This is a genomic window from Peribacillus sp. NPDC097675 (assembly GCF_050277655.1).
GTDB lineage: Bacteria > Bacillota > Bacilli > Bacillales > DSM-1321 > Peribacillus.
Map to the genome: position 1 here is coordinate 62,178 of NZ_JBNNSK010000010.1, position 24,756 is coordinate 86,933.

Genomic DNA, 24,756 nt, shown 5'->3' on the forward strand with positions numbered 1-24,756 from the left:
AGGGGTGAAATTCATGAGCATCAAAGCTGAAGAAATCAGTGCGCTGATTAAAAAGCAGATTGAAAACTATCAGTCGGAAATTAAAGTAAGCGATGTAGGTACAGTTATCACTGTTGGTGATGGTATCGCTCGCGTTCATGGTTTAGATAATGCAATGTCTGGGGAGCTCTTAGAATTTTCTAATGGTTCAATGGGATTAGCACAAAACCTTGAGCAAAATAACGTAGGTGTTGTTATTCTTGGACCTTTCAGAGACATTCAAGAAGGCAGCGAAGTGCGTCGCACAGGCAGAATCATGGAAGTACCAGTTGGAGAAGAATTAATCGGACGTGTTGTAAACCCACTTGGACAACCTATTGATGGTCTTGGCCCAATTGCTACTACAAAAACTCGCCCAATCGAAAGTCCTGCAACAGGTGTTATGGACCGTAAATCAGTTCATGAACCACTACAAACAGGAATTAAAGCAATTGACGCTCTTGTGCCAATCGGACGTGGACAACGTGAGTTAATCATCGGTGACCGTCAAACTGGTAAAACATCAGTTGCAATCGATACAATCTTGAACCAAGCTGACCAAGACATGATCTGTATCTACGTGGCTATCGGTCAAAAAGAATCAACAGTTCGTGGAACAGTTGAAACACTACGTAAGAATGGTGCTTTAGATTACACAATCGTGGTATCTGCATCAGCTTCTCAACCAGCTCCACTATTATACCTAGCTCCTTATGCTGGTGTAACTATGGCTGAAGAATTCATGTTCTCAGGCAAGCATGTTCTAGTGGTTTATGATGATCTTTCTAAACAAGCATCTGCATACCGTGAACTTTCCTTGCTGCTTCGCCGTCCTCCAGGTCGTGAAGCATTCCCAGGGGATGTATTCTACTTGCATTCTCGTTTACTTGAGCGTGCTGCTAAATTGAATGACACTTTAGGTGCTGGTTCAATTACTGCACTTCCATTTGTTGAAACACAAGCAGGCGATATTTCTGCATACATTCCAACAAACGTTATTTCCATCACTGATGGACAAATCTTCCTACAATCTGATTTGTTCTTCTCAGGTGTACGTCCTGCGATTAACGCTGGTCTTTCCGTATCACGTGTTGGTGGATCTGCGCAAATCAAAGCGATGAAAAAAGTTGCCGGTACATTACGTCTTGACTTGGCTTCTTACCGCGAATTAGAAGCATTCTCTCAATTCGGATCTGACCTAGATGCTGCGACTCAAGCTAAACTTAACCGTGGTGCTCGTACAGTTGAAGTTCTTAAACAAGACTTGAACAAACCAATTAAAGTAGAAAAACAAGTTATGATTTTCTACGCATTAACAAAAGGCTTCCTAGATGATATTCCAGTTTCGGATATCCTTCGTTTCGAAGAAGAATACTATGTGTTCCTAGATCGTTCTCATCCAGAATTATTAGATCACATTCGCACAACAAAAGGTCTTCCTGAAGACGCTGCTATGGTTGCTGCAATTAACGAATTCAAAAAGAACTTCGTTATTTCTGAATAATAAGGTCTAACTAATTTTTAAAGGGTGGTGAGAATGAATGGCCTCTTTACGCGATATAAAGTCTCGGATAACTTCAACGAAAAAGACGAGTCAAATTACAAAAGCGATGCAAATGGTATCCGCTTCAAAAATGAACCGTGCAGAAGCTAATGCTAAAGCATATGTTCCATATATGGAAAAAATTCAAGAAGTAGTATCTAGTATTGCGAACGGAAGTACGGATGCATCTCATCCAATGCTTTCCAAGCGTCCAGTGAAGAAAACCGGTTACCTGGTAATCACATCAGACCGCGGTTTGGCAGGGGCATACAACAGTAGCGTCCTTCGCCAAGTTCATAAAACAATTCTTGAACGCCATAAATCCAATGATGAGTTTGTCATTATCGCAATCGGAAGGGTTGGCCGTGATTTCTTTGTCAGCCGTGGTATGCACGTAGAGCTTGAAGTAATTGGTGTTCCTGATCAGCCTTCTTTCGCTGACATTAACACACTTGCTAAATCAACAGTGGATTTATATCTAAACGAACTGTGTGATGAGCTTTATATGTACTACAACCATTATGTCAGCCCGATCCAACAGGATGTAACGGAAAAGCAAGTCCTTCCGTTATCTGACTTTGATACTTCTAATGCTCAATTGACATCTTATGAATTTGAACCGAATGCGGAAGAAATTCTTGAGGTATTATTACCTCAGTACGCTGAAAGTTTAATTTATGGTGCATTGTTAGATGGTAAAGCAAGTGAGCACTCTGCACGTATGACAGCAATGAAGAATGCAACCGACAATGCGAAAGAATTGATCGATTCACTATCATTGCAATATAACCGTGCACGTCAAGCCGCAATTACTCAAGAAATCACGGAAATTGTCGGTGGCGCAGCTGCTTTAGAATAGATGTAATTATGGGGGCGGTCCAGCGGACGATGCTTGGCCGTTCCATAAATTTGATAGTCGTTATAAGCAACGTAAGGAGGGAAAACGATGAATATAGGACGCGTTACTCAAGTTATGGGTCCGGTTGTTGACGTGAAATTCGAAGACGGACAACTTCCTAAGATCTATAACGCGTTAAGAATCGAAAATAAAGCGTCTGGTACAGGACTAACTCTTGAAGTAGCCCTTCAACTAGGTGATAATACAGTTCGTACTGTTGCAATGTCTTCCACGGATGGTTTAACTCGTGGTGCAGAAGCACTTGATACAGGAGCACCGATTTCCGTTCCTGTTGGTGATGTTACTTTAGGTCGCGTTTTCAACGTTTTAGGGGAAAACATCGATCTATTTGATCCACTTACAGCGGATGTACGTCGTGATCCAATTCACAGACAAGCACCAACTTTTGAGGAACTTTCTACACAAGTTGAAATCCTTGAAACTGGTATCAAAGTAGTAGATTTACTTGCACCTTACATCAAAGGTGGTAAAATCGGTCTCTTCGGTGGTGCCGGTGTTGGTAAAACTGTACTTATCCAAGAACTTATCAATAACATCGCACAAGAACACGGCGGTATCTCGGTATTCGCTGGTGTAGGTGAGCGTACTCGTGAAGGTAATGACCTTTTCTACGAGATGACTGATTCTGGTGTTATTAAGAAAACAGCAATGGTATTCGGACAAATGAACGAGCCACCAGGTGCACGTATGCGTGTAGCTCTAAGTGGATTGACAATGGCTGAATATTTCCGTGACGAACAAGGACAAGACGTTCTTTTCTTCATCGATAACATCTTCCGTTTCACTCAAGCAGGTTCTGAGGTTTCTGCCCTTCTAGGACGTATGCCTTCAGCGGTTGGTTACCAACCAACTCTTGCTACAGAAATGGGTCAATTACAAGAGCGTATCACTTCAACTAATAAAGGTTCTGTTACATCTATTCAAGCAATTTATGTACCTGCCGATGACTATACGGATCCGGCTCCAGCTACAACTTTCGCTCACTTAGATGCAACAACTAACCTTGAACGTAAACTTTCTGAAATGGGTATCTACCCTGCGGTTGATCCATTGGCTTCTTCTTCTCGTGCGCTTAGCCCTGAGATCGTTGGAGCAGAGCACTATAATGTTGCTCGTCAAGTACAATCAACTTTACAGAAGTATAAAGAACTTCAAGATATCATCGCAATCTTGGGTATGGATGAATTAAGCGAAGACGAGAAAGTAATCGTTGCTCGTGCTCGTAGAATCCAAAACTTCTTGTCACAAAACTTCCACGTGGCTGAACAATTTACTGGTCAAAAAGGTTCTTACGTACCAGTAAAAGAAACAGTTCAAGGATTCAAAGATATCCTAGCTGGAAAATATGACGAGCTTCCTGAAGATGCTTTCCGTTTAGTTGGCCGTATCGAAGAAGTTATTGCTAAAGCAAAAGAAATGGCTTAATTAAGGGAACTAGGAGGTAATGAAATGAAGACCATTAAAGTCAATGTTGTTACTCCCGATGGCCCAGTATATGAAGCAGAAGTTGAAATGGTAAGCACGAAAGCTAAAAGTGGTGAGCTAGGAATTATGGCTGGACACGTTCCAACCGTAGCTCCCCTTACAATCGGTGCTGTTCGTCTTAAAAATGGAAACAACACAGACTATGTAGCTGTAAATGGTGGCTTCTTAGAAGTTCGCCCTGATGTGGTAACCATTTTAGCTCAATCTGCTGAAAGAGCTGAAACTATCGATCTTGCACGTGCTCAAGCAGCAAAAACACGTGCAGAACAAAGATTGCAGAATAATGATGGATCTTATGACTCGAAAAGAGCTAGTTTAGCTCTTAAGCGAGCTGTAAATCGGATTCAAATTGCAGAAATGCGATAAACTTTTAAAGAAAAAGCACCTCGCTCTCCACACAATGGAAAGCGAGGTGCTTTTTCTTTTTTTAAGTATCACCCGAAAAGTAGTTTTGTCACATTTTGTAGTTACATGTTGACGAGTATAAAATAATATCGATTAAGAGGGGAAAGTATTTAGCGTATGAGCCCTTTATGCGATGACACTCCATTTTTTGGATGTTATAATGTATACGCTTACATTTTATTGCCTATGGATTTCAAATGGCAGCTTACTTCTAAATAAGGGTTGCTCCGCATACTTTTTTTAAAGGGGTTTTGCTACCCAAAAATGAAGACAAGCAAATTGTGAATGTACCTTTTTAACATGATTCCTTGTAAAGGGAGATGGGACATGGAAGAGTTGCATATTTATCAGAATAATTATTTGATTGTTTTTGTATTCCTTAGCTTGGGAATCTTACTGCCAGTAGTGGCGCTATTTCTCGGCAAGCTCCTTAGACCTCATAAGCCGAATGAGATGAAATATACGACCTACGAAAGTGGAATTAGCCCTTTTCAGGACTCGAGGGTTCAGTTCAATGTCCGGTATTATTTATTTGGTTTGATGTTCGTTATCTTTGATGTGGAAACCGTCTTTCTTTATCCTTGGGCGGTTGCATATGATGAATTGGGTTTATTTGCTCTTATTGAGATGCTATTTTTTGTCCTTATCTTATTGTTAGGCCTAATATACGCTTGGAAAAAGAAGGTGTTAAAGTGGAATTGAAATTAGATAATCTTACTCGCGAAGAGATGGAAGAAATGCGTCATAGTGTCTTTTTATCCACGCTTGAGCAAGTAAAGGCATGGGCTAGAAGCAATTCATTATGGCCCATGACATTCGGTCTCGCATGTTGTGCCATCGAAATGATGGGGGTGGGATCCTCCCATTATGACCTGGATCGATTCGGTTCCTTTTTCCGTACTTCACCGAGACAATCGGATGTCATGATCGTTTCGGGTACGGTAACGAAGAAAATGGCCCCTATATTAAGGCGATTATACGACCAGATGCCTGAACCTAAATGGGTTATAGCGATGGGATCTTGTGCAACGGCCGGAGGTCCATATGTCCATTCCTACTCGGTCGTCAAAGGGGTAGATCAGATTGTACCAGTTGATGTCTATATCCCGGGATGTCCACCGAATCCCGCTGCCCTTATATACGGTATTAACAAATTGAAAGAGAAAATCAGGTATGAAGCTAAAACTGGAAAGCGGGTGATATAAATGAGCGATGAGAAAGACCTAGCTCAGCAGAAAAAGGAGGCCGCAGCAAAAGCGAAAGCAGCGGCACTGGCGCGAAAGCAGGCAAAAGAGAATGGGGAGGAAGCAGAAGGAGACCTGGATATAGCGAAGCAAAAGGCAGCCGCGGCAGCAAAAGCGAAAGCAGCGGCACTGGCACGAAAGCAGGCAAAAGAGGATGGAGTGGAAACAGGAGATGAACTAGATAAAGCAAAGCAAAAGGCAGCTGCTGCGGCGAAGGCAAAGGCTGCTGCACTAGCCAAAAAGAACGGAGCAACAAATAAAGAAGTAGATTCTGAGAAGGAGAAGGCCAAAGCCATTGCTGTAGCAAAAGCGAAAGCAAGGAACAGTGTAAAAGAGAGTCCAGAAGATGCCACTCCAAAGGAGCCGTCACCCAACCAACCTATCCTCGATCAACTTATTCAGGCCATTGAACGGCATTTGGGAGAAGATGCCCTAGTCGATTACTATATTAATACCCTTTCAAAAGATATTCCCACCTTGGTTGCTAAACCAGATACATATTTTCATATTGCAGATTTTTTACGGCACGATAAAACGTTAAGCTTTCAATTCTTATCAGAGTTGCATGGTACGGACTTTGAGACGCATATGGAAATTTATGTTCACCTGTATTCCTTTCAGACAAACCATTCAGTTGCCTTGAAGGTGAAGGTTGATAGGGATTCACCTTCTATTCCTTCATTAGTGCCGTTATGGCCGGGCGCAAATTGGCCGGAGTGCGAGGCTTACGATTTACTTGGTATTCAATTTCAGGGACATCCTGATTTAAAAAGGATTTTACTCGGGGAGGAATGGATAGGGTATCCGCTTCGTAAAGATTATCAGCCCTATGATGTGGAGGTGTAGCTCAATGTTACGGACGGAAGAGATGTTACTTAATGTCGGACCGCAACATCCGAGTACACATGGCGTGTTCCGGCTTGTCATCAAAATCGACGGTGAAATCATTAAAGAAGCGACCCCGGTCATCGGGTACCTGCATCGTGGAACGGAAAAGCTTGCTGAAAATCTGCAATATACGCAGATTATCCCCTACACCGATCGTCTGGACTACTTAGCGGCGATGACTAACAACTATGTCCTTTGTCATGCCGTTGAAACGATGATGGGAGTGGAGGTACCTGACCGTGCGGAGTATTTGCGGGTTATCGCGATGGAGTTGGGCCGTGTGGCGAGCCACCTTGTTTGGTGGGGGACATATTTACTTGATATTGGAGCGACCAGTCCTTTTTTATATGCCTTTCGTGAACGGGAAATGATCATCAACTTATTGACTGAATTGTCAGGGGCACGGCTCACGTTCAATTATATGAGGGTAGGAGGCGTGAAGTGGGATGCGCCGGAGGATTGGATTGAAAAAGTGGCAGAGTTTATACCCTATATGAGGGAGCAACTAGCTGGGTACCACGAGCTTGTTACAGGAAATGAGATTTTTGTGAACCGGGTCAAGGGTGTGGGTGTTTACTCAAAGGATGAAGCACTTGCCTATTCGTTGAGCGGAGCTAACTTAAGGTGTACGGGCGTGAAGTTTGATTTAAGAAAAGATGAGCCTTATTCCATTTATAACCGGTTCCAATTCGATGTTCCCACCCGTGGAGAAGGCGATGCCTTTTCCCGCTATCACTGTAGGATGGAGGAAATAGAAGAGTCATTGAAAATTCTAGAACAGGCCGTGGAGCAATTTCCTGCAGGGGGACCGATTCTTGCCAAGGTTCCGAAGATCATCAAGGTGCCAAAAGGTGAGGCCTTCGTCCGGATTGAATCCCCACGAGGTGAAATAGGCTGCTATATTGCTAGTGAAGGGAAAAAGGAGCCATACCGCTTGAAATTTCGGCGACCGTCCTTTTATAATCTGCAAATCCTGCCAAAGTTGCTCAAAGGAGAAAATATGGCGAATTTGATAACGATATTAGGAGCGATCGATATCGTATTAGGGGAGGTGGATGGATAAAATGATCCATAATCTGCTTCAATCAGCTCCTGGCCTTCTCAATTTCGGTATCTTTTTTGGCTTGGCGGTTCTGCTCTTATTCGTCGTTCTAGGGTTTGTCACCTATGGTATTCTTTCGGAACGGAAAATCATGGGCTTCATGCAGATGAGGATCGGCCCGAACCAAATTGGGGGTAAATGGGGGCTTTTACAGACAGTCGCCGATGTGTTGAAGCTTTTGATTAAGGAAGATACGATACCGAAAAAGGCGGATAAACCGCTGTATATATTAGCCCCCGTAATTGCCTTCGCTCCGGCCTTTATGGTCTTGGCCACCTTGCCTTTCACCGATGCTTTTCAATTTGCGGATATCGGTGTCGGCCTTCTTTATTATGTGGCAGTATCGGGCATAACGACGATAGGCATCGTCACCGCTGGATGGGCTTCCAACAATAAGTATTCCTTGATTGGCGGGATGCGAGCGGCGGCACAAATGATTTCCTACGAAATCCCGCTCGTCATGTCATTAGTGGGCATCGTCCTCTTGTCAGGAAGCTTAAACCTGAATGAAATCGTTGCCGCGCAGGATAAAGTTTGGTTCATTTTTGTTCAGCCCCTTGCTTTCATCGTGTTCTTTATCGCTTCCGTGGCTGAGTTGAACAGGGTCCCTTTTGACCTTCCGGAAGCAGAATCAGAGCTCGTTTCTGGCTATCATGTCGAGTACTCTGGATTCCGCTGGGCCTTCTTTATGCTATCGGAATATGTCTATATGTTTGCAATGGCTACACTAACCACTGTATTATTTTTAGGAGGATGGAATTCTATTCCGTTTCTGGATTTTATTACAGGAGCTATTTGGTTCGGCTTGAAGTTTAGTCTTGTCTTTTACGTCTTGGTTTGGATCCGTGTCACGTTTCCAAGGATAAGGGTCGACCAATTGATGGAATTCGGTTGGAAGGTCTTGCTGCCAGTAGCGTTAGCCAATATTTTTTTGACAGCACTTTTTAAAGAGTTATTTAATCTATAAAAGCGTTCCAGATTTCAGAAAGCGGGGGATCGATATGCTGGGGTTAGCAAAAGGTCTAACGTATACACTGAAGAACTTGACCAGGAAAAAGGTGACGTATGACTATCCGAATGAGCCGCTGCCACTCCCTGATAGATTTCGGGGAATTCAAAAATTCTATCCTGAAAAATGTATTGTTTGTAATCAGTGCGTGTCGATTTGCCCGACGGATTGTATACAGTTAACAGGAAAAAAACATCCGGACACAACGAAAAAAGGAAAAATAATCGATACGTATGACATCAATTTTGAAATATGCATTCTTTGTGATTTATGTACGGAGGTTTGCCCGACTGAAGCAATCGTGATGACGAACGAATTTGAACTGGCCGAATACAGTCGCGACCAGCTATTTAAAAATTTGGAGTGGTTGGATGAAAACGATGAAAATATCCGGAAGGTGAATAAAGTATGAGTTTGTCTGGTGAATTACTTGCTTTTATCGGCTTAGCAACCGTCGCAATAATAGGTGGGTTGCTGCTGATTACGTTAACGAGAGTGGTGCACATGATGATTGCGCTGGTCTTTACATTCCTCAGCATTGCCGGCATTTACTTGCTTTTGTCGGCGGAATTTGTGGCTGTCGTACAAATCCTTATCTATTCCGGGGCGATTACGATTGTAATGCTATTTGGAATCATGCTGACCCGTCATCATGAAACGGAAAAACCGGCTAAAGACGGTTGGCGGAAGTTCTTTTTGATCATAGGGATTGCTGGCTTTGCTTTAGTGGTCTACCTAGGCATTTACAACCTGGATATACCTGTTCAGCCAACGAATCTACATGAGGAAAATACGAAACAAATCGGTATCGAGCTGTTTTCGAAATATGTGATTCCATTTGAAGTGTTGTCCGTGCTTTTACTCGTCGCATTAGTCGGTTCCATCGTGTTAGCAAAAAAAGAAGATGATGAAGAGGAGGAAGGGCAATTATGACAAGTGTCCCCTTGTCTGCTTATCTCGTCTTGGCACTCGTTTTATTTTGTATAGGACTATATGGAGCCATGACGAAAAGAAATACGGTTATTGTTTTAATATCGATAGAGCTGATGCTTAATGCTGCAAACGTCAACCTGGTGGCCTTCAGTAAATTCGGAGTGACTCCGTCTATCACGGGTCAAGTGTTTTCATTATTTACGATTACGATCGCTGCAGCCGAAGCGGCTGTTGGGCTAGCCATTTTAATGGCGCTTTACCGAAATCGAAAAACGGTCAATGTTGATGAAATGGATACGATGAATCATTGATTGCTCATACAAATCAAATGTATGAAGAAGGGGATTTGATACGATGATGGAGAATGCTTGGGTCATACCGATCTTTCCACTCGTCTCGTTTGTGATACTGCTTTTATACGGTAGACGGTGGCGGGAAAAAGGCGCCTATATTGGAATATTGTTGACACTCACATCGTTCATTTTATCTGTGTTCGTTTTGGTAGAACGGCTGCAGGAGCCTACTTATAAGATGACGTTGGATTGGCTTTCTGTTGGTGGGTTGCAGCTTACGGCAGGTTTTGAGATCAACCAACTTAATGCCTTAATGCTTGTGATCGTTTCTCTAGTAAGCCTGCTCGTTCAGATTTATTCCGTAGGATACATGAAAGGGGAAGATCGCTTTTCCACTTTTTATGCTTACCTTGGTTTCTTTACCTTTGCCATGCTTGGGCTTGTCATGGCACCGAATTTATTGCAGCTTTATTTCTTCTGGGAGCTTGTAGGAGTCGGGTCGTTTCTATTAATCGGTTTTTATTTTTACAAACAGGAAGCGAAGCTCGCTGCGAAAAAGGCATTTATCATGACCCGAATTGGCGATGTGGGGCTTCTAATTGGAATCATTCTGTTATTCTGGGAAACTGGAAGTTTCGAATATGGGGATATTTTCTCGGTCGTTCAAACTGGTGGCATTTCAAGTGGGAGATTGACCCTGATTGCCATTCTAATTTTTATCGGGGCAGTCGGGAAATCCGGACAGTTCCCACTTCACACGTGGCTACCTGACGCGATGGAAGGGCCAACCCCGGTGTCAGCCTTGATTCATGCTGCTACTATGGTAGCTGCAGGCGTTTACCTGGTAGCGACGATGTTTCCATTGTTTCTTGCAAGCACGGCAGCGATGCAGGTTGTCGCAGTAATAGGGGGACTTACAGCCATCTTCGCTGCAAGCATCGCCCTCGTCCAAAAAGATGTGAAGCGGGTGCTGGCCTATTCCACAATCAGCCAGCTGGGCTTTATGATGCTAGCATTGGGTACGGCAGGGTATGTTGCCGGAGTGTTTCACTTAATGACACATGCTTTCTTTAAAGCTTTACTGTTTTTGGCAGCGGGTAGTGTCATTCATGCTTTACATACACAGGATGTCGAAAAAATGGGAGGGGTATGGAGGAAGTTAAAGGTGACAGGTCCGTTATTCTTAATTGGAACACTCTCGATATCGGGATTTCCCCTTTTGTCTGGATTTTTCAGTAAGGATGAAATCTTGCTGGCCGCCTGGGGGCATGGGAGCTATTTTCTATTCACACTCGCCTTGATAACCTCCTTTTTAACGGCATTCTATATGTTCCGCTTGTTTTTCTTAATTTTCGCAGGAGAGTCGAGAGGACCTGTCGATCCACTTCAAGAGTCTTCTCGCTACATGTTGCTTCCGATGGTGGTCCTTGCGGTGCTTGCCATAGTCAGCGGATATATACAAACTCCGTGGTTCGGTTCCTTCCTAGGAAATTGGCTCATCGACGGAAACGAATGGCTGCTTGGTGCCGGTTACCATGAGGGGCCGATATGGATCATGTTGCTGGCGGTGGCCGTTTCACTAGCTGGTATTTTCCTAGCTTATCTCATCTACGCAAAAAAGACGCTATCACGCAACTGGCTTATAGGAGAGGATTCCATCATATATAGAGTTTTGGATAATAAGTACTTCATAGATGAAATGTACTATTTTACCGTAGGTTATCTTACAAGAGGTTTTAGCTTGTTCCTATCTTATATGGAAAAGTTCATTGTCGGGGGATTGGTGTCCACGGTGGCTAGCTCAATAGAAGGTTTAGGAAAAATCGGGGCTAAGCTTCAAACGGGACAGGTACAGCAGTATGGCGTGATTGCCTTTCTGGGACTTGCGGTCCTGATGGTCATCTTTGCCTTCACTGGGGGGTATTTGAGATGAACGTATACTTGCTTACGCTATTAGTGTTCTCCCCGTTGCTTGGTATCTTCATGGTGGCCATCATGCCTAGAACAGAGGAAAGGACCATTAAGCAGTTCGGTTTCTTTGGTACACTGCCACCCCTGATATTGACGATATTTTTATTTGCTCAGTATCATTCAGGAATGGCTCTTTCGTCTTTTGACATCAAGGTGAATTGGATTCGATTTGGGAATCTATCGATGTACGACCCCAATTTATTCGCGGTTAACTTTGAATTGGGTCTGGATGGCTTAGCCCTTGTCTTTCTCTTATTGACGACGATTATCTCCTCATTGGCGGCCTTGGCGTCATTTTATATAAAACGGGATTGGAAGGGTTATTACCTATTATTCTTACTTTTAGAGATTGGTATGCTCGGCGTTTTTACAGCGGAGAACCTGATTTTGTTTTTTATCTTTTTTGAAATGACGTTGATACCAACATTCTTCTTGATAGGAAAGTGGGGTTATTTCGAGAAAGAAAAAGCTTCATACCAATTTTTGATCTATAACGGAATAGGATCGGCCATTTTATTGGTGGTGATTCTGATTTTGTTTGCCCGGACAGGGACGACGAATATTGCGGCACTAACACAGATGATGACAATGGGTGGTGTTTCTCTTTTTGCACCCATTTCCGGTGCGATGAAGTATGGACTATGCGTGGCCCTTCTTATTGCTTTTGCCATTAAGTTGCCCATGTTTCCTTTCCATACCTGGATGGTGCGGGTTCATGCCGAGGCACCACCATCAATCGTCATGATTCATGCAGGAATCCTTTTGAAAATTGGTGCTTATGGAATCATCCGCTTCGGAATGGGAATATTTCCAGAACAATATCAAAGCCTTGCCTACATCCTTGTTCTCTTTGGGGTCATCAGCTTGTTGTATGGTGCCTTCTTAGCTTTAGTGCAGACAGATTTCAAGCTTGTCTTAGCCTATTCTTCAGTTTCACATATGGGGATTGTGATGATGGGGCTTGGCGCCTTGAATGAAGCGGGTCTGCAGGGGGCCATTTTTCAAGTGGTCTCACATGGTTTGATTGCTGCTTTGCTGTTCTTCTTGGTTGCTGTTTTATATGAGCGCACAGGTACAACGGTGCTTACGAAGCTTGGCGGGCTGGCCAAGCCGATGCCGCGTTTTTCCGGACTGCTGCTAGTGGGTGGGATGGCCTCTCTTGGTTTGCCAGGCATGTCTGGTTTCATCAGTGAATTCATGGTCTTTCTTGGCTTATTTAAGAGTCAGCCTGTCCTCGCCGCAATTGGCGCCATCGGCCTCATTTTAACGGCTGTCTATATACTGAGAGCCGTACTGATGATGACGTTTGGCAAGGATCATAGTTTGATAGGGAATGAGAAATATGATCTTAAGGGTGCGGAATTTGTACCGACGGCAGTGCTTATCGGCCTAATAATAGCCATCGGTGTATATCCTAATCTAATCGGCAGGCCTCTTCAAGGAACGATAGATGCAATCATGCTAGCCGTAGGGGGGCGATGAAGATGGATTGGAATACGATGCTTTCATATGATTGGGGAGCGATGATGCCGGAGTTCATCATCCTTGGAACGGCGATGGCACTTTCCATATTGGATATATTCTGGCCGAAGCATTTTAATCGGAGAAAGCTTGCCTGGCTTGCTGTGACGGGAATCATACTAGCCTTTTTTTCTCTGATTAGTTTGTTGTCTTTCGAAACGGTAAGCATTTTATCTGATACGTTTCGTTTAGATTCATTTGCAAAAGCGTTTAAGCTAATTTTATTGCTCGGAGCGGGGCTTATCATCCTGCTTGCAGAAAGCTATGAGCCCAAGGAAGGCTTAAAGGAACATCGCGGGGAATTTTATTATCTATTCCTTGCGGCGTTGCTAGGTGCGATGATCATGACATCAAGTGGAGATTTGATAACGTTGTTTATTGGCCTAGAGTTACTCTCACTTTCTTCCTATATATTAGTGGGCATACGGAAACAAAATCGGAAGTCCAATGAATCGGCCATGAAATATGTAATAAACGGGGGGATCTCCACCGCCATCACTCTGTTTGGCATGAGTTATTTATATGGTGTGACCGGGTCGGTGAATTTGGGGGAAATGAGTCGAACGATGGCAGGCATGACAGATGGCCAGCTCCTATACATTACGGGAATTGCTTTCCTCATGGTTTTCATCGGTTTAGCCTTTAAAATTGCCGCAGCTCCCTTTCATATGTGGGCACCGGATGTTTACGAGGGTGCGCCTACACCAGTTACGGCCTTTTTAAGTGTCATATCGAAAACAGCGGGATTTGTCATCCTCCTGCGCATTTTTCTTTCATTGTTCCTAACTGCACCCGGGGATGCTATCGGGGCACTCGACTTTTTTGAGAAAAATAATGGATATGTCGCTTTTGTATCAGGGGTGACGATCATACTAGGTAACGTGGTTGCGTTAAGGCAACAAAATTTAAAACGATTATTCGCTTATTCGAGCATCGCTCATGCGGGGTATCTCCTTGTAGCTGTGACCACATTGGGTGGTGGGTATTTCTTGATGGATACAGTCTGGTTTTACTTACTTGCCTACTTACTGATGAACTTGGGTGCTTTTGCAATCATTCAATTGCTCTCGAGTCAAAGTGGTTCAGAGGATATCGGTATCCTTGCAGGTCTAGGAAAAAGATCGCCATATCTGGCCATGGCCTTTACTGTGTGTATTCTCTCATTGACAGGCATTCCTGGAACGGCAGGATTTATAGGGAAACTGAATATCTTTCTCGGTGCTTTCATTACGGAACCGGGACATTATGTACTGGCCGGGATCATGATAGCGGGGACGGTCGTATCTTATGTCTATTATTTTGGCTTACTGGTCCAGGTCTTTTTCCGCCCGCCCCATATAGACAAGTTGATAAAGGTGCGTCCAGGTTTATTCATCGTTATAATGGTCTGTATAGGCGGCACAATCCTCTTTGGATTTGCCCCTAACCTTGCCTTTGACTTCCTGCATAACCATTTTGGTGATTTTAAAGACTTTATTTCAAGTGAATGATATAATGCCTTTATCAGAGGCTGGTTCCAAAGGATTCAGTCTCTGTCTTTCAATTCTGAAATATTTTTTGCGGTTTTTCCTTTTAAATTCCAAATTTCAAGGGGATCTGTGATAGAATGGAAGACGGGTGTCTTTTAGGAGGTATGTACATGTTTTCAACAATGGGACAGCAGGCCTTGCTGGGTATAGTTTCCCACTTATTTTTCATTGCAGTTACATGGTGGGCTCTGCAGGCCATACATTTCGATAAGATATTAAGATCCAATTCGGTCCTTAAGGCCAGGGTATTATATATTTTATTAACGGTGGCGATTGGTTCTGTTGTGAGCAACTTCTTCCTTGATTACCTTGGATTTGCTAACCAACTTCCTTATATGTTTAGTGAGGATTAAAAAAGCTATAAGGTTTTATTTATAGCAAAATATGATTCTACTCTTGTATTCGCCATTATTCTACTGATTTTTATAGCATTAGAAGAAAGCATCACCTATTGTCGGGAAATGCGAAGTATGAACTCCCCTTTTATGGAAATAATGCTTAAAAGGGGAGGGATTTAACATGTTTGTAGTGAATAAAAAAATGTTATCATACATAGTAATTCTTGGTTTGACGGTGGTTTTAATTGGGAATAGTACAATTGCGGCAAAGGGTAAAGCCGATGTAGTCAAATTGGTGGAACTGCTGCAACAAGATAATGCGGTAAACATAGGAAATTGGTCTGTGTATGCACGAGAGATAAATGAAGAGATCACGAATAAACAAGAGTTTGAGAGAGAAGTGGTCGCTTTAAAACAAAAATATCCTCAATTTAGTTGGTACCGGGAAGATGGCGCATCTGCCATGAAGGCTGAGGCGTTCTTTTACCATGTCGATTCGGGTCTGACGGAGTCTATTAAATTAATGACAACCGAGGAAGAATCTGATAAAGTTACCTATGTTATTTACGAAGTAAAGGGACAGGAATGGAGAGAAGGCTATCCAGCCTACTTTACCGGCACGTACCAAAACAGAGTGAATGACATATTTAGGGGAACTCCTTCAATTTTTTCTTGTATTTCTGGGTCTATCAATGATAATATGGATTCGATTTTAAACTCTAAAACCGAAGGCCTATTAGATAAATTCCAAGCGAGGGAAATTGAGAGTGTGCATGAAACAAACTTTACATCTATATCTGCACATTCAACTTTGTTTAAACAACCTTTGACTAAAGAAAAATTAAATTTGCAGTTTGGGCTACGGACAGAAGGATTGGGTGACCGGACGAACTTTGTAGTTGGCACACCAATCATAACGTTTGAATATTAATATAGAGAAAATGGACGCGGAGGGGAATACTTTTGGAAAAAATCATCGTTCGCGGCGGAAACAGGCTTAGCGGAACAGTAAAAGTAGAAGGTGCTAAAAACGCCGTTTTGCCAGTAATCGCTGCAACATTATTAGCAAGTGATGGGAAAAGTATCATTAAAGACGTTCCTACGCTCTCCGATGTATATACAATCAACGAAGTATTGCGCAACTTAAACACTGATGTTGCCTTTCAAGATAATCAAGTAACTGTAGATGCATCAAGAGAGTTATTAGACGAAGCACCATTTGAGTATGTACGCAAAATGAGAGCTTCCGTTTTAGTAATGGGGTCATTATTAGCAAGGAATGGCCGGGCCCGTGTGGCTTTACCGGGTGGCTGCGCCATTGGTTCCCGTCCTATCGATCAGCATTTAAAAGGCTTTGAAGCGATGGGAGCAAAAGTGAAGGTCGGTAATGGTTTCATTGATGCTGAAGTAGAAGGCAGACTTAAGGGAGCAAGAGTATACCTTGATTTCCCAAGTGTAGGAGCCACAGAGAACATTATGATGGCAGCGACACTTGCTGAAGGTACGACAATACTAGAAAACGTGGCGAAAGAGCCTGAAATCGTGGATTTAGCTAACTTCCTTAATAAAATGGGTGCCAAAGTTAAAGGCGCTGGTACGGGTACGATGAAAATTGAAGGTGTCCATAAATTATATGGCGCTGAACATTCAATTATACCTGACCGCATCGAGGCTGGAACATTCATGACGGCTGCCGCACTTACTGGTGGTAACGTACTTGTTCAAGGTGCGGTTCCTGAGCATCTAACTTCCCTAATTGCGAAAATGGAAGAGATGGGTATTACAATTATCGAAGAACAAGATGGATTGCGTGTAATCGGTCCAAAAACCTTGAAGGCCATTGATATTAAAACAATGCCGCATCCTGGTTTCCCTACTGATATGCAATCACAAATGATGGCATTGTTATTGCGTGCTGAAGGAACAAGTATGATTACGGAAACAGTCTTCGAGAACCGTTTCATGCATGTTGAAGAATTCCGTCGTATGAATGCTAACGTTAAAATAGAAGGTCGTTCTGTTATTGTCAACGGGCCAACTAATCTTCAAGGTGCAGAAGTATCTGCCACAGATTTGCGGGCTGCTGCTGCGCTTATCCTGACTGGATTGGTTGCAGAGGGCGTTACCCGTGTTACAGAATTGAAGCATCTTGACAGAGGATACGTGAATTTCCACGGTAAATTAGCATCTTTAGGTGCTGATGTGGAACGTATCAATGAAGAGGTCCCAGCAGAAACAAAAACGATAGCTGATTTGAACGCATAAGATTACGTATAAACCCATTCGGTTTCAGTCATTGAAGCCCGGATGGGTTTTTTTGTGTACCCTGGGAAAAGAGGGGTTGACCTACCTTCCTGCCACTTTTCTATTCATAAAAGCTTGTCCTTCGACATACATTTATCTTGTAGAGAAACCTGCTGGCTCAAAGTGCGTACAGCAGAGAACAAGTGTAGGGAGGCCCAGGAATTTGAAAGCAATGAAACCTGTGATTGTACTATCCATAGCCGTAGCATTCGTCATAATCATGATTCCAGCAGTGCTTGTGCTTCCGTTTTCCAATGATGCAACAAGTGGAAAGTTAGCTGAACATGTAGAGAAAAAAGAGAAGGAAGAAGGAAAAGAAGTGACCGCAAATGAAATGAGTTCGATTGATGTGGCTGTCTACAGATCAGCTACGAAAAAGATTCAAAAGCTCCCACTTGAGTCATATCTATCTGGTGTAGTGGCAGCAGAAATGCCTGCGGATTTTGAGGAGGAGGCATTAAAAGCGCAAGCGTTGACGGCAAGGACCTACATTGTGAATCAGTTAATCAGCAATAATCGCCAGGGATTGCCAGAAGGAGCTGATGTAGGTGATACAGTAATGCATCAAGTATATAAAAATGATAATGAGCTGAAGAAGCAGTGGGGCTCTGATTATAAATGGAAGATGAAGAAAATAGACAAAGCCATAAAGGAAACAGAAGGCCAGATCCTAACCTATAATGGTAATCCAATTACAGCTACCTTCTTTTCCACAAGTAACGGATACACAGAGAATTCCGAAGAGTATTGGCAGGCTGAGTTCCCCTATTTGAAAAGCGTGTCCAGTCCATGGGATAAAGAATCACCAAAATTTTATAATAAAATGGTCGTTAATGCCGGTGACTTTGAGAGAAAGCTAGGCGTAAGTTTGTCGTCAGGAACCACGATAGGCACAGTCGTTCAAAGGACGTCGGGCAATCGTGTGGGGATGGTTGATATTGGAGGAAAGAAATTGACGGGAAAACAAATCCGGGAAAAATTAGCATTGAATTCGTCCGATTTTGACTGGGAGCGGCAGGGAAACCAAATCGTCATTACGACAAAGGGTTACGGTCATGGCGTCGGAATGAGCCAGTACGGTGCTAACGGGATGGCTCGTGAAGGGAAAAACTATGAAGATATCGTAAAGTACTATTACAAAGGTGTTAAAGTACAGTCATCTAGCAAGTGGATCAATACATTGACAGCAAAAAAATGAGAGAAGGGAATTCCCCATCTCTCATTTTTTTTCGCCGAATTTTTCTATAAGGGTCAAAAAGCCACGTGTGTGTTTGAAATAATGGTACTGCACATGAAAATAGACAGCGAGGACGCCAATGATGTCTTTAGCCACATCAATCAAGGATGCAGAGCGGTAGGGGATAAATGACTGGTGATATTCATCTACGATACCGTAAAGACCGGCTATGATAGCGGCTGCCAAACTAAATCCAGGTTTCAGCTTTTGATTTATGGCTAGTGCAGAAACGAATAATATATACAGAATCGCAAATTCAACTAAATGGAGGGCCTCTTTAATAAATCGGTCAACTGATGAGGAAGGAAGGTCTAGAATGATATCATCAGGTTTACTCGACATTATCCAGATGGCAATCATATATAGAAAAGGTAGAATCGTTACTAAGATCTTAAGGGTTTTTTTCATCAATTAAACATCCTTCAACAGTGAGATATCAAACATTTTACCATTCTACGAATAAAATCGGATTCTTTTTCACAAAATAAATCTAAAATTTTTTACTTAAGATGTATATAAACTTAACAAAATGTTCAGAATGGTTGCTGAGGTGATTAATATGAGAGAGGAAGAAAAAAGACCAACTTCCAAAATCCAACGTATACTTAAAAAGCGTTGGGCATTATCAGCAATCTACATCGCAAGTGCAGCCATAATCTTAGCCGCGGCCTTTTTATTACAAAATAGTTTTGATGATTCAGCTAAGGACGAGAAAAAAGATCTAGCTGAAACAGGAAAAAACTATGATCAGCCTTCAGTCGAAGTCAATAGTGATCAGGAAACCGTTAAGATGCCTGTTGCCAATGCCGATAAAACAGTCATTAAAAAACAATTCTATGACGTGAATGCAGATGAAAAGGCTCAAGAAGACGCGCTAGTTTTCTACAACAATAGATATGAGCAGAACAAAGGGATCGACATCGCCATGGAAAATGGAAAATCTTTCGATGTAAAAGCATCATTGAGTGGAAATGTAACGAAAGTACAAGAAGACGCCCTTCTTGGCAATTTAATTGAAGTTGAGCATGAAGATGGTGTGGTCACTCGTTATCAATCTGTTAAAGACATCAAGGTTGCCGTTGGGGACAAAGTGAAACAGGGACAAGCTATCGCTACTTCAGGCAAAAGCCAGATCAATGAAGAGGCAGGCGTCCACGTTCATTTCGAAATCAGAAAAGATGACATCGCATTGAACCCAGTTGATTTCTTTGAAAAGCAAGCATCTGCTATTCAAACAGCAACTGAAGAAACAAAAAATAGCTCAAATGATTCAGCTGGAAAAGTAGAATCTCCAGCCGTCGAGGATTCTGAAAAAGGTGCGGAGGAATCTCCAGCCGTTGACGAATCAGAAGCAGGCACTGAGTTAGAAAAAGGCACAGAAGATGGAAGCGCCATTCCTGATGAAGATTCTACTGAGAAAAGCGACACCATAGAGGATTCGTTAAAAGAAACAAATTAATAAAAAATACAAGCAAAACATAAACCATGTTAAGATGTACAACAACTGAAAAATTGGTAAAGAGGGAGCCGTTCTACATGAACGGCTCCCTCTTTTGGTGATAAATAAAAACAAGGGAAACATTTATTATTTTCGAGGAAATAGTGGTAATTACTAGAATATAACTGAAATTCTGACAAATTTCTTGGGAAATAATCTAGTTTTTAGAAAGATGATAAGTTGAAAAGGATAAATAAAGAGAAATGCCCTGTCCCATTAGGCATATATTCTTAACCAAGCTAATAAGATGTTATAAACCATGCAAAGAGAGTGTTTGAGGTGAGGAATCGTTTATTACAAAAAACCTAATAGTTGATCATTCTATCTTTCATTGTTTATAAGACAGGGGTATTCGATTCGAAAAATACGAATCTCATTTCACACTTCTCACATCCAATTTGGGGAGGTCGAGTGGTGTGCACGATTACATCAAAGAAAGAACTATCAAGATAGGCAAGTATATCGTGGAAACTAGAAAAACGGTCCGCGTCATTGCTAAAGAATTCGGTGTCTCTAAAAGTACAGTCCATAAAGACTTAACGGAGAGACTTCCGGAAATTAATCCTGAATTGGCTAACGAAGTGAAGGATATATTGGATTACCATAAATCCATTCGTCACCTTCGGGGTGGAGAAGCGACAAAGCTAAAATATAAACGAACTGAACAAGAAGAAGAAATAGCTAAGTAAATCATTCAAAAAAGGATTCCGGACATTGGCAAGGATTCTAAAGAACAGAGGTATGGACAAAGGACTGCATGAATTTGTGATTCCTTTTTTCATCCTCACTTAAGAATCTCCAACCCGGAATTTTTTAATGGATTAATTTTGTTAATATGGAAATCCTTAATATATCTATGTTTAATTAAATTTTCAGTAGAGGTTTTGAATTTATTTATATTTCATACTACTTTGTGAACAGGCGATATGGTAAAATAAACAATTAGGACAGAAGTAGGTTTTATGTGAGGATATTCAAGGAGGATTTAAGAAATGTTTGCTAGAGATATTGGGATAGATCTTGGAACAGCCAATGTTCTAATACATGTCAAAGGTAAAGGAATCGTGTTAAATGAGCCTTCGGTAGTAGCGATTGATAAGAATTCAAATCGAGTTCTTGCTGTCGGTGAAGAGGCTCGTAAAATGGTAGGCCGGACACCTGGAAATATTGTTGCAATTCGCCCTCTAAAAGATGGTGTCATTGCTGACTTTGATGTAACGGAAATGATGCTTAAGCATTTTATAAATAAGTTAAATGTAAAAGGCTTTCTTTCTAAGCCAAGAATTTTGATTTGCTGTCCAACAAACATTACAAGTGTTGAACAGAAAGCAATCAAAGAGGCTGCAGAAAAAAGCGGTGGAAAGAAAGTGTTCCTTGAAGAAGAGCCTAAAGTGGCTGCCATCGGCGCTGGCATGGATATTTTCCAACCTAGCGGTAACATGGTCGTGGATATTGGTGGTGGAACAACGGACATCGCGGTTCTTTCAATGGGTGATATCGTCACATCTTCTTCCATCAAAATGGCTGGTGACAAATTCGATAATGAAATCTTAAATTACGTTAAACGTAAGTATAAGCTCCTAATTGGGGAACGTACAGCGGAAAATATCAAAATGCAGGTTGCAACGGTCTTCCCTGGTTCACGCAACGAAGAAATTGATATACGCGGACGTGATATGGTTTCAGGATTACCAAGGACCATCTCCGTTAATTCGGAAGAAATCGAGGAAGCGCTGAGGGAACAAGTTTCCGTTATCGTACAAGCTGCGAAAGCTGTGCTTGAACGGACACCACCAGAACTTTCTGCCGATATCATTGACCGTGGCGTCATTTTAACAGGTGGGGGAGCTTTACTTCATGGAATCGATCTGCTTTTAGCAGAGGAACTTAAAGTCCCTGTACTAGTTGCAGAACAGCCAATGGATTGCGTAGCTATTGGAACAGGAATCATGCTAGATAATATGGACAAATTACCACGACACAAATTCAATTAAAAAGCGGACGTCAAAAGCTGCATTATAAGATAAGGGTCTAAGGTTCAGACACAAAGAAGCATAGTGAAAGTCCGTGCAGTTCTAGTACTTATGAGCAATAGACCCTCTTCTTTTATCTTGAAAATTTAACACTATTCCTTTAACTCTGACCTATCCTAAAACAATAGATGAATTCTTCTGCTCCAACGCATTTTCTTTTTCCCTTAAATATAGACGTTTATATCCGATAAGATAGATATAAGAACATGAACGGAATATTTTTGTAGAATGAGGAGTGAAAAAAATGTTAAGAGGTTTTTATACAGCGGCTTCTGGAATGCTAACACAGCAAAGACGGACTGAAATGCTGACAAATAATATATCCAATGCGAATACAACTGGGTATAAGGCCGATCAAACGAGCGTGCGCTCTTTTCCGGAATTGTTACTTGGTAATATGCAAAGTAGTACAGTGCCTACTGACAATAAGTTAAGTATGCCTAAGATGTCCCAAGTAGGCAGTCTTAGTACAGGTGTTTACCTACAAGAAGCGAATCCTTTATTCGCGCAGGGTACACTTGAAGAAACGGAACTTAATACAGATATTGCCCTAGCAGACGAAAATCTTCCCATCAATGAAGAAACGGGGAAGACAGGGTCGGTCCTTTTTACCGTTCAAGATAATGACGGCCAACTACGTTACACAAGGGACGGCAGCTTTACATTGGATGGACAGGGCTATTTAACGACGCCTAAAGGCTATTATGTACTGGATGAGAATAATGAACGGATCCAACTTGATAGTGATCGATTCACGGTGACCGATAAAGGAGCTATCTTAGAAGGAAATATTCAAACGGCCCGCATTGGCGTTGGTTATTCAGACAATCCATCTAATCAGCTCGAGAAAGATGGCGAAGGTCTATATCGAGCTGTTGGAAATCCTTTGCCTAGTGCATATGCTATTGAAGAGCTGGACTTCTCAACCAAACAGGGCTTCCTTGAGGGGTCGAATGTTGATCAATCGAGGACAATGACGGAAATGATGTCAGCATACCGGTCCTTTGAAGCGAATCAAAAAGTCCTTCAAGCCTATGATAAGAGTCTCGACAAAGCGGTTAATGAAGTGGGTAAGCTCTAATTCATTGATGTGGAGAAGGAGTCTTCGGAAATATGAAATGTTAGGGGAATGTCCATGAATCGAACCATGCTAACAGCGACGAATACGCTTAATCAAATTCAAAGTCAGATCGATCAAATCAGCAATAATATTGCCAATGTTGATACGACGGCTTATAAAAAAACACAAACCAGCTTTAGTGATTTGTTAACTCAAAGTTTTAACAACCAACCGAGTGAGACGAAGGAAATCGGACGGTTGACAATGCCTGGAATTCGACAAGGAACGGGTGCTAAACTGAATCCTTCCCAAATCGTGCTCACACAAGGTTCCTTGAAGAATACTGACCGCAATTTAGATGTGGCATTGACGAAGGAGGATTTATTCTTCACGGTCAATGTTCAGGATGAAAATGGGACCAATACGCGTTTAACGAGAGATGGAGCTTTTTATTTATCACCTAGTGAGGAAAATCCAGATCGAATGATGCTCGTTACCTCTGCCGGGAATCAAGTCCTTGATGAATATGGAGACCCGATTCTTATTGATGGAAGCATCAAGGATATAAGAATCTCAGAAGAAGGTTTAATGACGGTGGATACAGAAGAGTATGGAGAGCAAAGCTATGGCCTTGGTGTGGTTTCTGTAAACAAACCGCAATTCCTCGAACAGTTAGGCGGTAATCTGCTTGGACTTCCCGCAAACCTTGATGGATTGGACGTTACCGAAGATAATATCATGACGTTATTGACGGGTGATCGTCGCAGAGAAATTGCAATTAAGCAAGGTTCGCTGGAGTCTTCGAACGTCGATCTTTCAAAAGAGATGACGGATTTGATTACTGCCCAACGACAATACCAGTTTCAATCGCGGGCGATAACGATGGCCGATCAAATGGGTGGACTTATTAACGGGATTCGGTGAGTGGGATAGGATTAAATCATGACTTTAGGTTTCATATTGAAGCGCTTTTCATTTATACTTTAGCAAAGAGGATCGTTGACGCTCATTCATCTTGATTTTGCATGTGAGGGAATGCTTGTATTTATGTATAAGCTAGAGACGCTTTTATTTGGCGAGTTTTCTGAGAAAAAGGAGCTTTTGTATCTGTATGGAACAAAAAAGTGTAATGAGACAAGAAGTGAGTGAAGAAGTAAAGGAAGTAGAAACTACACAACCAAACCAGAGAATCAGGGTCCGTCTTTTGCCTATCTGGCTTCGTTTGCTTATTATCATGGGATTGATTATCGTTGCTTTAGTAGCTGGTTCGCTTATAGGGTATAGTGTGATCGGTGGAGGTCAAGCAACGGATGTTTTCAAAAAATCCACGTGGACCCATATTATCGATATTGTAAATGAAGGCGCATAGAAACAGTCCGTCGAGGTAGGTTTCGTTGCTTTAATATTCCATTTGCGTGCCTCTTCC

Annotated in this window: 26 protein-coding genes; 25 read left to right on the top strand and 1 reads right to left on the bottom strand. The window is 42.2% G+C overall.

Annotated elements, in window-relative coordinates:
* The first annotated feature begins 13 nt into the window (after window positions 1–13).
* From atpA to spoIID, 19 genes are all read left to right on the top strand, one after another.
* Entirely contained in the window at window positions 14–1,522 is a 1,509-nt protein-coding gene (gene atpA / locus ACQKL5_RS15475; RefSeq protein WP_427609780.1) for a F0F1 ATP synthase subunit alpha, read from the top strand.
* A gap of 37 nt (window positions 1,523–1,559) precedes the next feature.
* Window positions 1,560–2,420 carry a F0F1 ATP synthase subunit gamma gene (locus ACQKL5_RS15480; protein WP_427609781.1) on the top strand — a complete coding sequence of 287 codons (861 nt, stop codon included), beginning with the start codon at window positions 1,560–1,562 and terminating at the stop codon, window positions 2,418–2,420.
* 87 nt (window positions 2,421–2,507) lie between these two features.
* Window positions 2,508–3,905, top strand: a complete 1,398-nt coding sequence (atpD, locus tag ACQKL5_RS15485) for a F0F1 ATP synthase subunit beta (RefSeq protein ID WP_402962187.1) — start codon at window positions 2,508–2,510, stop codon at window positions 3,903–3,905.
* A gap of 24 nt (window positions 3,906–3,929) precedes the next feature.
* Entirely contained in the window at window positions 3,930–4,331 is a 402-nt protein-coding gene (locus ACQKL5_RS15490) for a F0F1 ATP synthase subunit epsilon (protein ID WP_427609782.1), read from the top strand.
* A 366-nt stretch (window positions 4,332–4,697) separates the two neighbouring features.
* On the top strand, window positions 4,698–5,072 hold the full coding sequence (locus tag ACQKL5_RS15495) for an NADH-quinone oxidoreductase subunit A (protein WP_427609783.1): 375 nt from the start codon (window positions 4,698–4,700) through the stop codon (window positions 5,070–5,072).
* Window positions 5,073–5,098: 26 nt separating this feature from the next.
* A complete protein-coding gene (locus ACQKL5_RS15500) occupies window positions 5,099–5,575 on the top strand; it encodes a NuoB/complex I 20 kDa subunit family protein (RefSeq protein WP_427609897.1) in 477 nt (158 codons plus the stop codon).
* On the top strand, window positions 5,576–6,460 hold the full coding sequence (locus tag ACQKL5_RS15505) for an NADH-quinone oxidoreductase subunit C (protein ID WP_427609784.1): 885 nt from the start codon (window positions 5,576–5,578) through the stop codon (window positions 6,458–6,460). It begins immediately after the preceding gene.
* A gap of 4 nt (window positions 6,461–6,464) precedes the next feature.
* Window positions 6,465–7,565 carry an NADH-quinone oxidoreductase subunit D gene (locus tag ACQKL5_RS15510; protein WP_427609785.1) on the top strand — a complete coding sequence of 367 codons (1,101 nt, stop codon included), beginning with the start codon at window positions 6,465–6,467 and terminating at the stop codon, window positions 7,563–7,565.
* Between the two features lies 1 nt (window position 7,566).
* A complete protein-coding gene (gene nuoH / locus ACQKL5_RS15515; protein ID WP_427609898.1) occupies window positions 7,567–8,571 on the top strand; it encodes an NADH-quinone oxidoreductase subunit NuoH in 1,005 nt (334 codons plus the stop codon).
* Between the two features lie 34 nt (window positions 8,572–8,605).
* A complete protein-coding gene (gene nuoI / locus ACQKL5_RS15520) occupies window positions 8,606–9,025 on the top strand; it encodes an NADH-quinone oxidoreductase subunit NuoI (RefSeq protein ID WP_427609786.1) in 420 nt (139 codons plus the stop codon).
* The gene (locus tag ACQKL5_RS15525) at window positions 9,022–9,546 is read left to right on the top strand and encodes an NADH-quinone oxidoreductase subunit J (protein WP_427609787.1); all 525 of its coding nucleotides are present in this window, start codon (window positions 9,022–9,024) and stop codon (window positions 9,544–9,546) included. The genes nuoI and ACQKL5_RS15525 overlap by 4 nt, the downstream gene beginning before the upstream one ends.
* On the top strand, window positions 9,543–9,857 hold the full coding sequence (gene nuoK, locus ACQKL5_RS15530; RefSeq protein ID WP_427609788.1) for an NADH-quinone oxidoreductase subunit NuoK: 315 nt from the start codon (window positions 9,543–9,545) through the stop codon (window positions 9,855–9,857). Before ACQKL5_RS15525 ends, nuoK begins: the two co-directional genes overlap by 4 nt.
* Window positions 9,858–9,900: 43 nt before the next feature.
* On the top strand, window positions 9,901–11,772 hold the full coding sequence (gene nuoL / locus ACQKL5_RS15535) for an NADH-quinone oxidoreductase subunit L (RefSeq protein WP_427609789.1): 1,872 nt from the start codon (window positions 9,901–9,903) through the stop codon (window positions 11,770–11,772).
* Complete coding sequence (locus ACQKL5_RS15540; RefSeq protein WP_427609790.1) at window positions 11,769–13,292, top strand: complex I subunit 4 family protein; 1,524 nt, start codon at window positions 11,769–11,771, stop codon at window positions 13,290–13,292. Before nuoL ends, ACQKL5_RS15540 begins: the two co-directional genes overlap by 4 nt.
* 2 nt (window positions 13,293–13,294) lie before the next feature.
* On the top strand, window positions 13,295–14,821 hold the full coding sequence (gene nuoN / locus ACQKL5_RS15545) for an NADH-quinone oxidoreductase subunit NuoN (protein ID WP_427609791.1): 1,527 nt from the start codon (window positions 13,295–13,297) through the stop codon (window positions 14,819–14,821).
* A 149-nt stretch (window positions 14,822–14,970) separates the two neighbouring features.
* Window positions 14,971–15,213: a DUF1146 family protein gene (locus ACQKL5_RS15550; protein ID WP_427609792.1), complete on the top strand. Its 243-nt coding sequence runs from the start codon at window positions 14,971–14,973 to the stop codon at window positions 15,211–15,213.
* A 166-nt stretch (window positions 15,214–15,379) separates the two neighbouring features.
* Window positions 15,380–16,129 (top strand): YwmB family TATA-box binding protein, encoded by a 750-nt coding sequence (locus ACQKL5_RS15555; protein WP_427609793.1) that lies wholly within the window; start codon window positions 15,380–15,382, stop codon window positions 16,127–16,129.
* A 32-nt stretch (window positions 16,130–16,161) separates the two neighbouring features.
* Window positions 16,162–17,463 carry a UDP-N-acetylglucosamine 1-carboxyvinyltransferase gene (murA, locus tag ACQKL5_RS15560; protein WP_427609794.1) on the top strand — a complete coding sequence of 434 codons (1,302 nt, stop codon included), beginning with the start codon at window positions 16,162–16,164 and terminating at the stop codon, window positions 17,461–17,463.
* Window positions 17,464–17,665: 202 nt separating this feature from the next.
* Entirely contained in the window at window positions 17,666–18,700 is a 1,035-nt protein-coding gene (gene spoIID, locus ACQKL5_RS15565) for a stage II sporulation protein D (RefSeq protein ID WP_427609795.1), read from the top strand.
* Window positions 18,701–18,721: 21 nt separating this feature from the next.
* On the opposite strand, the gene ACQKL5_RS15570 is transcribed toward spoIID, so the two are convergent.
* Entirely contained in the window at window positions 18,722–19,147 is a 426-nt protein-coding gene (locus tag ACQKL5_RS15570; protein WP_427609796.1) for a VanZ family protein, read from the bottom strand.
* Window positions 19,148–19,298: 151 nt separating this feature from the next.
* Between ACQKL5_RS15570 and ACQKL5_RS15575 the strand changes: the two genes are divergently transcribed.
* The 6 genes from ACQKL5_RS15575 to ACQKL5_RS15600 all read left to right on the top strand — a co-directional run bounded on the left by ACQKL5_RS15575 (window position 19,299) and on the right by ACQKL5_RS15600 (window position 24,699).
* Window positions 19,299–20,198, top strand: coding sequence for a peptidoglycan DD-metalloendopeptidase family protein (locus ACQKL5_RS15575; protein ID WP_427609797.1), 900 nt, complete (start codon window positions 19,299–19,301; stop codon window positions 20,196–20,198).
* 455 nt (window positions 20,199–20,653) lie between these two features.
* Entirely contained in the window at window positions 20,654–20,926 is a 273-nt protein-coding gene (gene spoIIID / locus ACQKL5_RS15580) for a sporulation transcriptional regulator SpoIIID (protein WP_402962220.1), read from the top strand.
* 303 nt (window positions 20,927–21,229) lie between these two features.
* Entirely contained in the window at window positions 21,230–22,231 is a 1,002-nt protein-coding gene (locus ACQKL5_RS15585) for a rod shape-determining protein (RefSeq protein WP_427609798.1), read from the top strand.
* Window positions 22,232–22,514: 283 nt separating this feature from the next.
* Window positions 22,515–23,351, top strand: coding sequence for a flagellar hook-basal body protein (locus tag ACQKL5_RS15590; RefSeq protein ID WP_427609799.1), 837 nt, complete (start codon window positions 22,515–22,517; stop codon window positions 23,349–23,351).
* A 54-nt stretch (window positions 23,352–23,405) separates the two neighbouring features.
* Window positions 23,406–24,254, top strand: coding sequence for a flagellar hook-basal body protein (locus tag ACQKL5_RS15595; protein ID WP_427609800.1), 849 nt, complete (start codon window positions 23,406–23,408; stop codon window positions 24,252–24,254).
* Window positions 24,255–24,441: 187 nt separating this feature from the next.
* Window positions 24,442–24,699, top strand: a complete 258-nt coding sequence (locus tag ACQKL5_RS15600; protein ID WP_427609801.1) for a DNA-directed RNA polymerase subunit beta — start codon at window positions 24,442–24,444, stop codon at window positions 24,697–24,699.
* The last annotated feature ends 57 nt before the right edge of the window (window positions 24,700–24,756 follow it).